13 protein-coding genes are annotated in these 14,694 nt (G+C 68.7%); 8 read left to right on the top strand and 5 right to left on the bottom strand.

What is annotated here, in order from left to right; all coding sequences use genetic code 11:
• Nucleotides 1–10: 10 nt before the first annotated feature.
• Entirely contained in the window at nucleotides 11–595 is a 585-nt protein-coding gene (locus tag ABD260_RS12155) for a CGNR zinc finger domain-containing protein (protein ID WP_344233541.1), read from the bottom strand.
• Nucleotides 596–681: 86 nt separating this feature from the next.
• On the opposite strand from ABD260_RS12155, the gene ABD260_RS12150 reads away from it, so the two are divergent.
• A complete protein-coding gene (locus ABD260_RS12150) occupies nucleotides 682–1,848 on the top strand; it encodes an MFS transporter (protein WP_344233540.1) in 1,167 nt (388 codons plus the stop codon).
• On the opposite strand, the gene ABD260_RS12145 is transcribed toward ABD260_RS12150, so the two are convergent.
• Nucleotides 1,778–2,968, bottom strand: coding sequence for a M20 metallopeptidase family protein (locus ABD260_RS12145; protein WP_344233539.1), 1,191 nt, complete (start codon nucleotides 2,966–2,968; stop codon nucleotides 1,778–1,780). The genes ABD260_RS12150 and ABD260_RS12145 overlap by 71 nt on opposite strands.
• A complete protein-coding gene (locus ABD260_RS12140) occupies nucleotides 2,965–3,885 on the bottom strand; it encodes a 5'-3' exonuclease (RefSeq protein ID WP_344233575.1) in 921 nt (306 codons plus the stop codon). The genes ABD260_RS12145 and ABD260_RS12140 overlap by 4 nt, the downstream gene beginning before the upstream one ends.
• A 148-nt stretch (nucleotides 3,886–4,033) precedes the next feature.
• Here ABD260_RS12140 and ABD260_RS12135 point away from each other — a divergent pair, with 148 nt between their 5' ends.
• On the top strand, nucleotides 4,034–4,474 hold the full coding sequence (locus tag ABD260_RS12135; protein ID WP_344233538.1) for an Lrp/AsnC family transcriptional regulator: 441 nt from the start codon (nucleotides 4,034–4,036) through the stop codon (nucleotides 4,472–4,474).
• Between the two features lie 3 nt (nucleotides 4,475–4,477).
• Here ABD260_RS12135 and ABD260_RS12130 read toward each other — a convergent pair whose 3' ends face one another.
• On the bottom strand, nucleotides 4,478–5,944 hold the full coding sequence (locus tag ABD260_RS12130) for a KamA family radical SAM protein (protein ID WP_344233537.1): 1,467 nt from the start codon (nucleotides 5,942–5,944) through the stop codon (nucleotides 4,478–4,480).
• A 157-nt stretch (nucleotides 5,945–6,101) separates the two neighbouring features.
• On the opposite strand from ABD260_RS12130, the gene kdd reads away from it, so the two are divergent.
• Genes kdd through kal form a run of 5 tightly spaced genes read left to right on the top strand, consistent with a single transcriptional unit; the run spans nucleotide 6,102 to nucleotide 11,455 of the window.
• Nucleotides 6,102–7,145 carry an L-erythro-3,5-diaminohexanoate dehydrogenase gene (gene kdd / locus ABD260_RS12125; protein ID WP_344233536.1) on the top strand — a complete coding sequence of 348 codons (1,044 nt, stop codon included), beginning with the start codon at nucleotides 6,102–6,104 and terminating at the stop codon, nucleotides 7,143–7,145.
• A gap of 3 nt (nucleotides 7,146–7,148) precedes the next feature.
• On the top strand, nucleotides 7,149–8,732 hold the full coding sequence (locus ABD260_RS12120; RefSeq protein ID WP_344233535.1) for an amidohydrolase: 1,584 nt from the start codon (nucleotides 7,149–7,151) through the stop codon (nucleotides 8,730–8,732).
• Nucleotides 8,733–8,747: 15 nt separating this feature from the next.
• The gene (gene kamD / locus ABD260_RS12115) at nucleotides 8,748–10,313 is read left to right on the top strand and encodes a lysine 5,6-aminomutase subunit alpha (protein WP_344233534.1); all 1,566 of its coding nucleotides are present in this window, start codon (nucleotides 8,748–8,750) and stop codon (nucleotides 10,311–10,313) included.
• Nucleotides 10,313–11,065 (top strand): lysine 5,6-aminomutase subunit beta, encoded by a 753-nt coding sequence (gene kamE / locus ABD260_RS12110; RefSeq protein ID WP_344233533.1) that lies wholly within the window; start codon nucleotides 10,313–10,315, stop codon nucleotides 11,063–11,065. The genes kamD and kamE overlap by 1 nt, the downstream gene beginning before the upstream one ends.
• Nucleotides 11,066–11,455 carry a 3-aminobutyryl-CoA ammonia lyase gene (kal, locus tag ABD260_RS12105; RefSeq protein ID WP_344233532.1) on the top strand — a complete coding sequence of 130 codons (390 nt, stop codon included), beginning with the start codon at nucleotides 11,066–11,068 and terminating at the stop codon, nucleotides 11,453–11,455.
• A 437-nt stretch (nucleotides 11,456–11,892) separates the two neighbouring features.
• Here kal and ABD260_RS12100 read toward each other — a convergent pair whose 3' ends face one another.
• Complete coding sequence (locus ABD260_RS12100; RefSeq protein WP_344233531.1) at nucleotides 11,893–13,602, bottom strand: bifunctional metallophosphatase/5'-nucleotidase; 1,710 nt, start codon at nucleotides 13,600–13,602, stop codon at nucleotides 11,893–11,895.
• Between the two features lie 181 nt (nucleotides 13,603–13,783).
• On the opposite strand from ABD260_RS12100, the gene ABD260_RS12095 reads away from it, so the two are divergent.
• Nucleotides 13,784–14,683 carry a MurR/RpiR family transcriptional regulator gene (locus tag ABD260_RS12095; RefSeq protein ID WP_344233530.1) on the top strand — a complete coding sequence of 300 codons (900 nt, stop codon included), beginning with the start codon at nucleotides 13,784–13,786 and terminating at the stop codon, nucleotides 14,681–14,683.
• The last annotated feature ends 11 nt before the right edge of the window (nucleotides 14,684–14,694 follow it).

Below are 14,694 nucleotides of genomic sequence, written 5' to 3'. Positions count from 1 at the left end.
CGTCCCCGTTCTACTGCGCTGACGGGGAAGTGCGGCGGGCGTAGGAGCGGGCGGCTCGGGCTCGGTTGCCGCAGCGGGTGGAGCACCAGTGGGTTCGGCCGTGGCGGAGTAGGTAGCGGTTGCAGGGGGTGGCGGTGCAGGTGGTGAGGAGATCGGCTTCGGGCGCGGTGAGCAGGTCGGCAGCGTTGGCGGCGAGGGTCGCCAGCGCGTGGTCGAGGATCTCGTTGGTGGGGCAGGGGGCCTGGCGGTAGGGGCCGGTTTTGTCGTCCCACCGCAGCAGCGCGGTGGTCGGGACGAGGGTGAGCGCGCTGTTGACAGCATCGACCGCGGCGGGCAGCGCGGGTACGTCGGTGGCGCGCGCGGCGAACAGCGAGCGGATGTGTTCGCGGAGCGCACGGAGCTGGGTTGCGCACAGTTCCTGGACGTCGGCGTCCTCGGGAGCGAGCGTGTGCGCGCTGAGCCACGCGTTCACGGAGGCGGGACTGCCGAGCAGATCGACGTACTGGCCACCCGGCAGCGCGATCACGGAGTTCGCGAAGTCGAGCGCGACGTACGAGTCCGCGCCCGGCGCGGGCGGCAACGGTGCAGCGAGCATGCTTCTCATGGTACAGCTTGCGTCCATCCGTTAGAGGGATCTAGTCTCACGGTTATCAACCAATCTATCCGTGAGGTACATCCACTATGAAGCTGACCGCCTTGCTGGTCTGCGTGTTCGGAGTGACGACCGGCGAGTTCGTGGTCGCCGGCATCCTGCCCGCGGTGGCCGGTGAGCTCGGCGTGTCGATCCCGGCCGCGGGCCTGCTGGTGACCGCGTACGCGCTCGGCATGATCGTCGGGGGACCGTTGCTGACCGCAATCACCGCCGGCCGCCGCCGCAAACCGCTCGTACTGGCACTGCTGGCCGTAGCGGTCACCGGCAACCTCCTGTCGGCGGCCGCACCGAACTACGGCGTACTGTTCGCGGCCCGGATCGCCACCTCGTTCGTCACCGCAACCTTCTTCGCCAACGCGATAGTGATCGCCACCACCTCCGCACCGCCGGAGAAGCAGGCGTCCACCGTCGCGAAAGTTGCCTTCGGCATGAATCTCGCGATGATCCTCGGCGCTCCGCTCGGTACCTGGATCGGGACCGCGTTCGGCTGGCGTACGACCTTCGCCGCCATCACTGCCTGCTGCGCGATCGGCCTCGTCCTGGTAGCGCGCTACATCCCCAGCGATCAGCCCGGCGTGCGCACCAGCGCTCTCGGTGAGTTCACCGTCTTCCGCGACCGCCAACTGCTCCGCGCGATCACCATCACCGCAGTAGCGAACGTCGGCCTGCTGATGGTCTTCACGTACCTGGCCCCACTCCTGACGGGCCCCGGCAAGTTCTCCGCCACGGCCGTCGCCCCGATGCTGCTCGTCTACGGTGTCGGCGCAACCATAGGCAACCTCGTCGGTGGCCGCCTGGCCGATCGGGCACTGCGGGCATCCCAGCTCGCCGCATTGACGTTCCTCGCCGTACTCCTAGTCGCCCTATGGCTCAGCCCGAGCCCGATACTCACCGCCCTACTCGTCTTCGCCATCGGCGCGGTCGGCTTCTCGGTGATCCCGGGCATGCAGGCCCGGGTCCTCACCACCGCGGCCGCCGCGCCCACCTTGGCGATCGCCGTCAACGCCTCGGCGTACCAGCTCGCGGCCGCGTTCGCGGGCTGGATCGGCGGCCGGGTCGCCGCCGGACCCGGCCTGCCCGCGATCTACCTGGTCGCCGCGGCCACCACGATCGCGGGCGCCGTCCTCACCGCCGCAGGCGACGGACCGCGAGCTCGGCCAGCAGCGCCGACGCGTCCGGCAGCACCGAGTCGTTGAAGTTGGCCAAGGGGGAGTGGTTGTCCGGCGCGGTCTCCGGATCGTCCGAGGCGCAGGCGCTCAGGTTGAGATAGACGCCGGGGACCTCGTTCAGTACGTACGACATGTCCTCGGCGCCACACCGTGGATTGGCGCGCTCCTGGAACCGGTCGGCGCCGAACAGCTCGACGATCGTGTCCCGGGCGAACGCGTACTCGTCCGGGTTGTTGACCGTGACCGGATAACCGATCTGGTACTCGACCTCGGCCGTCAGGCCATGCGCCGCCGCCATCGACTCGACCAGCTGGACGGAGGTTTGCGCCACCTTCGCGCGGGTCGCTTCGGAGAACGTCCGCACGGTCGCGTCGAAGAACGCGTCGTCCGGGATGATGTTCTCCTTGGTCCCGCCCGCGATCCGCCCGACCGTCAGCACCACCGGGTCGAACACGTCGAACTGCCGGGTGATCATCGTCTGCAACGCGGTCACCATCTCGCACGCGACCGGGATCGGGTCCTTGCCGCGGAACGGTGTCGATCCGTGCGTGCCTTCGCCGACGACGCGTACGTGCAACTGGTCCGCCGCGGCCATGAACGACCCGGGACGGCTGCTCCACATCCCGAGCGGCTGGGAGGACGATCCGACATGCAGCCCGTACGCCGCGTCCGCCCGGCGGCCGGCCGCGTCCAGTACGCCCTCGCGGATCATGATCGGCGCGCCGCCGCTGGTCTCTTCGCCCGGCTGGAACATGAACACCACGTCGCCCGGCAGGTCGTTCCGCATCGCGCACAGCACCTTCGCCGCGCCGACCAGGCCGGCAACGTGCAGGTCGTGGCCGCAGGCATGCATCATCCCGGGGTGCTGGGACGCGAACGGTACGTCGGTCCGCTCGGTCACCGGCAGCGCGTCCATGTCACCGCGCAACAGCACGACCGGACCAGGTCCGCCACCGCCGCGCAGCACGGCAGTCACCGAAGACAGCTCCTTGCCGAGCGTGATCTCCAACGGCAACCCGGCCAGCGCGTCGAGGATCAGCTGCTGTGACTTGGGCAGATCGAGGTCGTACTCCGGTACCTGATGCAGCGCCCGGCGAAGCGTCACGATCTCCGCGCGGAAGCGCTCCGCCAGCTCGCGGGTGCTCATGCCTTCGGTCCCAGGTCGAGCGCCGACATCACTCGTTGCGCGCTGCTGCCGAGCTCGAGCAGCTCGACCAGCTCCAGCCATTTCTCCGGATCCTTCACGGCGGACGGGAGCTTCGCGTCGTACGTACCCACCGGGGCGTCCTTCGCGACCGCGACCACCTTCGGCGCGACGTCGAGATAGTCGCTCGCGGCCAGGATCTTCTTCTTCACCCCAGGCGCCATCGGAGTACTCGGGTCGGCCGCCGCGGCGCGGATCGCGTCCAGATCGCCGTACGCGGTGACGAGCGATGCGGCCGTCTTCTCGCCGACGCCCTTCACCCCGGGCAGCCCGTCGGACGCGTCACCGCGGAGGGTGGCGAAGTCGGCATACCGCTGCGCTGGGATCTCGTACTTCGCGAGCAGCGCCTGCTCGTCGTACACCTCCGCGCGGCCGACGCCACGCGCGGCCGTGTACACGATCCGGATGCCGCGGCTGTCGTCGATCAGCTGGAACAGGTCGCGGTCGCCGGTGACGACATCGACCGGCATCGTCGCCTGGTGCGACAGCGTGCCGATCACGTCGTCCGCCTCGTGGTCCGGGGCGCCGACGATGGTGATCCCGAGCGCGTCCAGGCAGGCGCGGATGTACGGCACCTGGACCTCGAGACGGTCCGGTACGTCCTCCACCTGCTCGCCCTTGGCCGTCACGAACTCGACCCGCTGCGCCTTGTACGACGGGATCAGCGCGACCCGCCAGGACGGCCGCCAGTTGTCGTCCCAGCAGGCGACCAGGTGGGTCGGGTGGTGGTTCTCGGCCAGCCGCGCGATGAAGTCGAGCAGCCCGCGGATCGCGTTCGTCGGCGTACCGTCGGCGGCCTTCATCGTGTCCGGGACGCCGAAGAAGGCGCGGAAGTACAGCGATGCCGTGTCGAGCAGCATCAGCCGTTCGGGCCTGTCGGCCATTCTGTCAGCCATGGCCAGATGCTTTCACAGCTCCGTGACATTACCCAGCCAGTACGCAGGCAGGACCCGGCCGGTCCGCGAGATCACGCTGCGGTGGGGTGGTTGCTCAAGTAATGTCTTGGGGATGGAGGACCTGGACCGAAAGATCGTCGGGCTGCTCACGTCCGACGGCAGGATGAGCTTCACCGATCTGGGCAAGGCGACCGGCCTGTCCACCTCGGCCGTACACCAGCGGGTGAAGCGCCTGGAGCAGCGCGGCATCATCCAGGGGTACGCCGCGACCGTCGACCACACCGCGCTGGATCTGCCGCTGACCGCGCTGATCTCGATCCGCCCGATCGACCCGTCGCAGCCCGACGACTCACCCGAACGCCTCCGCGAGGTCCCCGAAATCGAGTCCTGCTACTCGGTCGCCGGCGACTCCAGCTACGTCCTGATCGTCCGGGTGGCGACGCCGGCCGCGCTGGAAAACCTGCTGGCCGTGATCCGCGCGCGGGCCAACGTCTCCACCACCACAACGATCGTCCTCAGCACCCCTTACGAACGCCGCCCCCCGGCGCTGTAAGGGTCAGTTGAGGTCGAGCAGCTTCTGGGACTCGGCGGCTGCCCGGGAGGCGGCGGCGCGCTGCTCGGCTTCGGCGAGGCTGGTGCCGGCGTGCCGGCGCCACCAGTCCTGGCCCTCGGTGGGGAGGGTGTCGATCGGGTCGTAGTACTCGTAGGTGCGGTTCAGCGCGTCGGGGTCCTGCTGCTCGATGCCGGTGCGGTAGTTCTTCTTCCAGTACGAGATACCGCGCACCTCGTCGTACTCGGACAGCTGGTGCACCCACCGCTTCCCGACGTACGGCACGTCGCACACGATCCGCGGCGTGGCGAAACCGGGGAGGTACCCGAGGATGCCGTGCTGCAGGTGCTGCGCGTCGCGTACGGACACCCGCCAGTGCTCCGAGAACGGGATCATGTCGCACATGTAGAAGTAGTACGGCGTGATGTTCGCACCGTCGAGCAGCGCGAAGCACAGGTCGAGCAGCTGCGGGATCGAGTCGTTCACCCCGCGCATCAGCACGCCCTGGTTGCGTACGTCCCGGAGCCCCGCCTCGAGCATCGCCTTCGAGGCCTCGGCGACCAACGGCGTCACCGACTGCGCCGCGTTCACGTGGGTGTGCATCGCGAGCATCACGCCACGATCCCGCGCGACCGAAGCCACCCGTTCCACGCCGCCGCGGACGTCGTCGGACAGCCAGTGCTGCGGCATCCCCATCAGCGCCTTGGTGGCGAGCCGGATGTCGCGGATGTTCTCGATCTCGAGCAGGCTGTTCAGGAACGCCTCGAGCCGCGGCCACGGCATGTTCGCGACGTCGCCACCGGACACGACGACATCGCGCACCCCCGGCGTACGCCGCAGGTAGTCGAGCATGTCGTCCAGCCGGGTCTGCGGCTTCGCGACGAACTTCAGCTTGTCGATCACCGGCGTCGAGTTCCCGACCAGGTCCATCCGGGTGCAGTGCCCGCAGTACTGCGGGCACGTCGGCAGGATCTCGGCCAGAACCTTGGTCGGGTAGCGGTGGGTCAACCCCTCCGTGGCCCACATTTCGTGCTCGTGCAGCGAGTCCCGGGTCGCGTGCGGGTGCGACGGCCAGTCCGTACGCCGGTCGGTGAACACCGGCAGCATGTACCGCCGGACCGGGTCGGCGTAGAAGGCCTCGGTGTAGTCGGCCGCGCCGTTCGGGACGATCGTGTTCAGCATCTGCGGCGGCAGCAGCATCGACATGGTGGCGCGTTCGGCCTGGTCACGGGCCAGGTCCTCGTACACCCGCTCCTCGAGCAGGTCGCCCATCACCTCGCGGAGCTGCTTCACATTCTTCACGCAGTGCGACCGCTGCCACTGCACCGAGCGCCACTCCTCGGCCGTCACGTCCTTCCAGCCGGGGAGCCGGGTCCAGTCGGGTTCCACCAGTTCGGCCCGCCGGTACAAGTACGGCTGGCCGTCGCCTGGCTGCTCCGAATGAGCCAGCTCCGGGGTGATCAGGTCGGTCACGGGTCCTCCGCGGGCCAAGTAGGGATGCAGTGGGATGATGCGGTCTCATGTGAGGATAGCGATAGAACTTCCCTCAGATCCAACAGTACGCCGCAAGAATTCTCGCCACCGCACTGTTTGAGTAGTATTTTGCCTGACCGCTACGAGGAGGAACCCTGTGTCGTCGAGCCCGGTAGGACTGCATCGCGTACTGGCGCCAGCGGGCGTGCTCCCGCAGGCGGCGGAGCGCCTCGACGCCCGGCCGGAGATCTGGCCGGACGAGGTACGGATCGCGGTCGAGCGGCTGAACCTGGACGCCGCGTCGTACCGTCAGCTCGCGGACACGCACAGTGGAGACGGCATGGCGATCCGGCGCGCCGTCCTCGACATCGTCGCGACCCGCGGCAAGATGCAGAACCCGGTCACCGGCTCCGGCGGCATGCTCGTCGGCGTGGTCGACGAGGTCGGCCCCGACTCGCCGCTCGGCGTCCGGCCCGGTGATCGCGTCGCGACGCTGGTCTCGCTGACGCTGACCCCGTTGCGGATCACCGACGAGCTGAAGGACTGGGACGGCAAGAGCGAGCAGGTGCCGGCCCAGGGCCACGCGATCCTGTTCGCCCGGTCGATTGTCGCGAAGCTGCCCGATGACCTGAAGCCGGAGCTGTCACTCGCGGTGATGGATGTCTGTGGTGCGCCCGCGCTGACCGCGCGAGTGGTGCGTTCGTACGTCGACAAAGGCACCAAGCCTGTCGTGTCAGTCATCGGTGGCGCGGGCAAGTCCGGCTCGCTGTCGCTGGCCGCCGCACGCGCCGCCGGCGCGGCTCGGACGATCGGCATCGTGCCGGTCGAGGCCGAGCGGGAGCGACTGACCGCGGCCGGTCTCGCCGACGTGGTCGCCCTGGCGGACGCGCGTGATCCGGTAGCGCTGTCGGAAGCGGTGGAGGCAGCCGGTGGGCCCGCGGACATCACCGTCGTCTGCGTCGACGTCCCCGGCTGCGAGCATGGCGCCGTCCTGTCGACGGCGGCCGGCGGCACGGTGATCTTCTTCTCGATGGCGACGTCGTTCTCGGCGGCCGCGCTCGGTGCGGAGGGTCTGGCCGCGGACGTGACGATGCTGGTCGGCAACGGGTACGTGCCGGGTCATGCCGAGTACGCGATGGAGCTGTTGCGGGCCGAGCCGGGTGTCCGTGGGCTGTTCGAGGGCAGGCTGGCGGAGGATTAGGCCGTGCGCACACTTCTGACGAACGGTTCCGTCTACTCACCCGCCGACCCCCACGCGACCGCGATCGCCTTCGACGACGGGGTGGTGACCTGGCTCGGTGACGACACCGGCGCGAGTTCGTACGCCGACGGCGCGGACGAGGTGATCGATCTCGACGGCAAGCTGGTCACGCCGGCCTTCGTCGACGCCCACGTCCACACCGCCGGTACCGGCGCGGTGCTGACCGGTCTCGACCTGACCGGTACGAAGTCGCTGACCGAGGCGCTGGACAAGCTCGCGGCGTACGCGGCGACACTGCCCGCGGACGCGATCATCGACAGCGCCGGCTGGGACGAGACGATCTGGCCCGAGGGGCGTCCGCCGACGTCCGCGGAGCTGGACCGGGCCGGCGGCGGCCGGCGCGTGTACCTGTCTCGCATCGACGGCCACTCCGGCGTGATCTCCTCCGCCCTGATCCCGGTGGCCGAAGGCGATGGGTACGACCCGAGCGGTCGCGTCGAACGCGGCGCCAACCATCGCGTACGGGACGCGCTGAGCGATCTGATCGGACCGGAGCAGCGCCGCCAGGAGATCGAGGCAGCACTGCGGGCGATGGCCGCGAAGGGCATCGGCGCGTTCCACGAAATGGCCGCGCCGCACATCGGCCCGATCTGGGAGCTGCCGATCGTCCGCGAGCTGGCCGAAGAGATCGGTCTGTCGGCGACGCTGTACTGGGGTGAGCCGGGCGCCTTCGAGCACCTCGGCACGTACGGACTGGCGGGTCTCGCGGGCGATCTGAACGCGGACGGTGCCCTCGGGTCGCGGACGGCCGCGCTGCGGGAGCCGTACGCGGATCGTGCCGATCACCGCGGGCATGCGTACCTGACGGCGGAGCAGATCGCCGAGCACGTGATCGCGTGTACCGAGCGGAACGTGCAGGCCGGCTTCCACTGCATCGGCGATCAGGCGCTGGACAACATCGCGCGCGGCTTCGAGCTGGCGGCGGAGAAGGTCGGCCTCCAGGAGCTGGTCGCGGCGCGGCACCGGCTGGAGCACGTCGAAATGGTCGACGAGGCAACGATCGCGACGCTCGCGCGCTGCGGGGTGGTGGCGAGTGTGCAGCCGATGTTCGACGGCCTGTGGGGCGGCCCGGACGGGATGTACGCCGAGCGTGTCGGCGACCGTTGGCAGGGCATGAACCCGTTCGGCTCGCTGGCCCGCGCGGGTGTCGTACTCACCTTCGGGTCCGATGCGCCGGTGACGGAGCTCGGTGGCTGGGAGGCGGTGAGGGCAGCCGCGTTCCACCACGAGCCGTCCGAGCGGATCACCGTACGGGCCGCGTTCCAGGCGCACACGCGCGGCGGCTGGCGGGCAGCGGGCATCGACGACGCGGGCGTACTCGCTCCGAGCACCGCCGCCACGTACGCGATCTGGCAGACCGACGCCGACCTGGTGGTGCAGACGCCGGACGAGCGGGTCGCCGCGTGGTCGACCGACCCGCGCGCGGGCGTACCGGTGCTGCCGGATCTGAGCCAAGGAACTCCGGCGTGTGTACGGACCGCGGTCGGTGGTCGCGTCGTCTTCGAGGCAGAAGGATGGGCAGACTGAAATGGACCTGGTGACATGGCAGCAGTGAAGAAGCTCGACCTCGATCCGGTCACCGTCCGGAAGGCGCGCAGTCTGGCCCGGAAGGCCGGCAAGCCGATCGTCAACCTGGCCCGGCAGCACACCACGGTGTCGGTCGAGCGCGCGGTGCTGCGGCTCGCCGGCCTGACCGGCGCCGACACGGAAGGCATCCCGTGGGTCAACCGGCTCGCGGACACCGTTCGCGCCGACGTCGGCCTCGAGCACGGTCTGGCGCTGCCCGTCTGGGACGCGCTGATCCGCGGCGAGGCCGAGGACCTGGCTGTGCTGGCGCAGAAGGCCGCGTCCGGGTCGGTGACGTTCCGGATGCCCGAAGGCCGGGACGCGACCCGTGCGCGGTCCGCGGCGCGGAAGGCCGCGACCGCCGGGATGAAGCGGATCGATGGCAGGCGGCGGGAGCGCGATCGACTGGTCAAGCGGCACGGCGACCCGAAGCAGCGGCCGTGGATCTACCTGATCGTCGCCACCGGTGACATCTACGAGGACATCCCGCAGGCGCAGGCGGCGGCCCGCGAGGGCGCTGACATCATCGCCGTGATCCGCTCCACCGGGCAGTCGCTGCTCGACTACGTCCCGGAGGGCGCGACCCGGGAAGGGTTTGCCGGTACGTACGCGACGCAAGAGAACTTCCGGCTGATGCGTGCCGCGCTCGACGACTCCTCCCGCGAGCTCGGCCGGTACGTCCGGCTGACGAACTACGCGTCCGGGCTGTGCATGCCGGAGATCGCCACCCTGGCCGGGCTGGAACGGCTGGACATGATGCTGAACGACTCGATGTACGGCATCCTGTTCCGCGACATCAACCCGATCCGTACCTTCGTGGACCAGCGGTTCAGCCGGCAGATCCACGCCCGGGCCGGGATCATCATCAACACCGGTGAGGACAACTACCTGACCACCGCCGACGCGGTCGAGGCCGCGCACACGGTGACGGTGTCGCAGCTCCTGAACGAGTATTTCGCGAAGGAGGCCGGGCTCGAGGACTGGCAGCTCGGGCTCGGGCACGCGTTCGAGATCAACCCGGACCTCCCGGACTCGTTCCGGCTGGAGCTCGCGCACGCGATGCTGGCCCGGCAGTTGTTCCCGAACGCGCCGCTGAAGTGGATGCCGCCGACCCGGCACATGACCGGTGACGTGTTCCGCGGTTACCTGCTGGACGGCTTCTTCAACCTGGCCGGCGCGATGACCGGTCAGGGCATCCTGCTGGTCGGCATGATGACCGAGGCGGTCGTCACGCCGTGGATCTCGGACCGCGACCTGGCGCTGCAGAACGTCCGCTACGTACTAGGTGCCGCCGGCAACCTTCACGAGGATTTCCGCCCGGAGCCGAACGGCTTCATCGCGCAGCGCGCCCGGCAGGTGCTGGGGGAGTCGGTCGACCTGCTGGACCGCATCGTCGACGACGGCCTGCTGAACGCGATCGGCGACGGCACCTTCGGTTTGATGAAGCGCCCGCAGGACGCCGGCCGCGGTTTGGACGGTGTGGCCCGCAAGTCGGCGGCGTACTACAACCCGGCGATCGAGCTGTTGGAGGAGGGCATCTGATGACCATCATCAGGCCGTATGGCGACACCACCGGGGACGGGATGGTGCAGTTGTCGTTCACGTTGCCGGTGCCGCATGACAAGCGGGCCGAGGGTGCGGCGGTGCAGCTGGCGAACAAGATGGGGATGGACCCGGCGCTGGTCGTGCACTCGAAGCCGATCGGGCCGGACTTCACCTTCTTTGTCGTGTACGGGCCGGTGAACCACCTGGTCGACACGTCGAAGGTCGAGGTGATCGAGCGGGACTACCCGTTGCTGTCGCCGAAGGAAGTGAACCTGGCGATCCGCAAGGGCCTGCGCCGGCGGCTGACCGTGGTCGGTGCTTGCATCGGTACGGACGCGCACACCGTAGGTATCGACGCGATCCTGAACATCAAGGGATTCGCGGGGGAGAAGGGCCTGGAGTACTACCGCGAGGTGAAGGTGGTGAACCTCGGGGCGCAGGTCGCCGTACCGGAACTGGTGCGCAGAGCGCGGGCCGAGAAGGCCGACGCGATCCTCGTCTCGCAGGTGGTGACGCAGCGGGAGGCGCACGTGCTGAACACCAAGGAGATGTCCGCGGCGTTCCGGGAGGCGTACGCCGAGGACGCCCGGCCGGTACTCGTTGCCGGTGGCCCCCGTTTCACCGAGCAGATGGCCGGTGAGCTCGGCGTGGACCGGGTGTTCGGCCGTGGTACGACACCGGGTGAGGTGGCCAGCTATCTGGTCGACACCCTGGTGACCAAGCGAGTCCCGCTGAAGAGGAGTGCATAGGTGTCGAAGGCAACCATCGGCCTGTCCGCCGTCCACCGCCGGTACGTCCCGTACAGCCACGCGCACTACGCCGGGAACCTGGTCGACGGCGCGTACGTGCTGGCGCTTTTCGGTGACGTGGCAACAGAAGTGTGTATCCAATCCGATGGCGACGAAGGACTCTTCGCCTCGTACTCGGACGTGCAGTTCCTGCACCCGCTCCGGGCCGGCGATGTGGTCGAGGTGATGGCGACCATCACCCGGGTCGGGAACCGCAGCCGCGACCTGGAATTCAGCGCGTACGTGGTCTGCCGCGGCCGGCCGGACCAATCCGAGTCCGCGGCCGAGGTGCTTGCTGAACCGCTTGAGATCACCCGGGCCAAGGGAACCGTCGTCGTACCGGTTCAGTGACGATTGGTTGCCCTGGGTAACGATCACGTGGCGTGCCGATACTGCTCTGTAACGTGACGTGGCTGAGGGTTTCTCGTTTTCCCTTACAGGCCAGGCGATAGTGTTACAACGGGCTCAAAGAGGCTACGGACGGGTTGACACCGTCGCTCTCAGCGAGCATCGTTTTGGGAGTCGTCAAAACCCGTTTGTTCAACGGTCACACGAAGTTCGGCCACCGGATGATCCCGCGACGCTGACCAGGTCACAGCCAGGCTTGAGTCGACGGGGGCTGAGATCCCCGGTGGTTAGCCCCCCGCGGGGCAGAGGTGGAAGAGGCTCAGCGGCCAGTAGACAACAGCCGGACGGTGTGCAGCCAGCCACATCGACGGTTGGTCCGAAGGCACGCTGAGCCTCTTTCCTCTATGTCCGGTGAAACCAGGTGAGTTTCACCGGTGTCATCAGTTCAGCCGGGTTACGCGGTTCAGTGCCGGCGGCCGTACCGGAGTGAACTCCCGCAGGTACGACTCGAAGGCTTCGAGGTCCCGGACCTTCTCCACCCGGTCGGTGCCCTCGGTCAGGACGCTGAAGCCGTCACCGCCGGTGGCGATGAACGAGTTCGCGGTCAGCCGGTAGTTGGCGGACAGGTCGATCGGTGTCCCGTTCAGCTTGATCGTGGCCGGGTCGATCCGGTCGCAGGCAGGCTTGGCGGCGTCGTAGGTGTAGGTCAGTCCCTGCGAGATGCCGAGCACCCGCGCCGTGGTCTGGCCGCACCATTGCTGCTCCAGCAGCCGCTCCACCTGGGTCCCGGTCAGCGTCATAGTCACCAGCATGTTGCTGAACGGCTGAACCCGCAGCGCCTCACCGTGGGTGACCACATTCGGCAGGTCGTTCCCGGTCGGGCTGACGATCAGGTCACCGCCGATGCCACCGCCGTACGGGGGCTGGATGGCGATCTGCGCACCACCCTTGTCCGCTGCCTTGGTGGCGTTCAGCCGGGCGTCGGCCAGGACGCTCGCCATCGTCGACTCGCCGGCGGTGTTCCGGATCGCCGTCAGGTCGCCGGCGATCATGCCGACCGGCTTGTCGACCAGCGGCTGCGACCGCAGGTTGCTGGCCTGGACGAGCTGGGTCAGGGTCCGGTCCGGCCTGATGTCGTGGGTGACGGTGACGTTCTCCGCCTTGTGCCCGACGACCTGGTCGGTCGCCCGGTCGACGGTCAGCGTGATCCGGGCGATCTCCCGGCCGTACCCGGAGGTCTGGATGACCGGGATGCCGTTGATCTCGCAGTTGTACGCGTTGTGGGTGTGCGCCGAGAAGACGGCGTTCACGGACGGGTCGAACTTCTTCACGATGTCGACCACGGCGCCGCTCAGGTTGTTGCACTGGTTCGGCAGGCCGCCGCCGGTCTGGCCGCCGCCCTGGTGCAGCAGGACGACGATCGTGTGCACGCCCTTGGCGTTGAGCTCGGCCGCGTACTTGTTGACCGTGGTCGCCTCGTCCAGCCCGTCGTACGGCGCGGTCGGGCCGGGCGCTTCCTTGAGCGAGTTCTTGTGGGTGAGGCCGATGATGCCGACCTGGACGCCGTTGACCTTCTTCACGAGGTACGGCGGGAAGAACGGCTGTCCGGTCTTGGGGTCGACGATGTTCGCCGCCAGGAACGGGAAGTTGGCGCCGCGGAAGCCGGGCACCGAGCAGCCGTCGATCGGGTGGCAGCCGCCGTTCTGCATCCGGCGCAGCTCGGTCAGGCCCTCGTCGAACTCGTGGTTGCCGACGCTCGACACGTCGAGGCGCAGCTTGTTCAGCGCGTCGATGGTCGGCTCGTCGTGCTGCAGCGTCGCGTTCACGGACGTGGACGAGATGTTGTCGCCGGCCGACACCCGGAGCGTACCGGTGGGGTTGGTGCGCTGCAGCCGGTCCAGCTGTGCCGCGAGGTAGTCCACACCGCCGGCCGGAACCGGTCCGTTCGGGGTCATCCCGAAGCTGGACGTGAGACCGGAGTGGAAGTCGTTCAGGCCGAGCAACTGGACGTCGACGGTCTTGCTCGGTGGCTTGCCCGCGGCCGCGTCGGTGCGGGCCGCCTGATCGGCGCCGAGGCCGATGGCACCGGCTTGGGTGGGGAGAAGCACTGAGCCCGCAAGCAGCATCAGCGCCACGATCGGTTTACGCATCTGGAGCGTCCCTCCCGGGAAGGTCTGGTCGGCCGAGACTGTAGACAGGGCCAGCCGATGAGTAAAGACTCCCGCCGAATCCGGCCAAAGATGTTAATCATTCACATCCATTCCAACGATGAACGTCCAAAAACGGAGAGAACTATTGACATCCAAACTGTGAATGGAGGAAATTCCTCCCATGGCAGAGCAGTACGAGAGGTATTCACCGACAGCCGGCGGCATCCTCACCCGGATCCGGGGCGTCGAGCCGACGCTGTCGGCCGCACATCACCGGATCGCCGAGGTGATCCTCGCTGAACCCGACGTGGTGGCCGCGTGCACGATCACCGAGCTCGCGGAGCGCTGTGGTACCTCGCTGACCACGATCACCCGGTTCTGCCGCGGCCTCGGTCTCGGCGGATACCCCGAGCTGCGGCTCGCCCTGGCCACCGAGCTCGGGCGCAGCAAGGCGAACGGCCCGATCCGCCGGGCCGTCACCTTCGCCCCGGACGACCCGACCAGCCAGGTGCTGCGCAGCCTGACCATGAGCGACACCGCCGCGATGGACGAGACCGCCGCCCAGCTGGACCTGGCGGCCCTGGACCGGGCCGCCTCCGCGCTGGTCAGGGCCAGGTTCATCGACTTCTTCGCGGTCTCCGGCAGCGCCGGGATCACCCTCGACCTCCAGCTCCGGCTGCACGCGGCGGGCCGCCCCTGCGCGCTGTGGACGGACGTGCACAACGCCCTCGCGAGCGCCAACGCCCGTGACCACCGCGACGTCGCCGTCGCCGTCTCGCACTCCGGGACCACCGCCGAGGTGGTCGAACCACTCGCCCTGGCCCGTGACCGCGGCGCCACCACGATCGCGATCACCAACTACCCGCGCAGCCCGCTCGCCGACGTCGCCGAGATCGTGCTCACCACCGCGGCCGGCGAAAGCAGCCCGTTCCGGGCCGGCGCGATGGCCGCGCGGCACCCGCAGATGCTGGTCCTCGACTGCCTGTACGTCGGCGTCGTCCAGCGTACCCACGAAACCACCGACTTGTTGCTGACCTCGGCCACCGAGGTCATCGACCGGCACCGTCTACCGCAACGCTGAGGCCGATCCGG

This window comes from Kribbella hippodromi, assembly GCF_039531045.1.
Taxonomy (GTDB): Bacteria; Actinomycetota; Actinomycetes; order Propionibacteriales; family Kribbellaceae; genus Kribbella; species Kribbella hippodromi.
The sequence above is the reverse complement of the archived record's forward strand: the minus strand, read 5'-3'. Positions and strand labels throughout refer to the sequence as shown.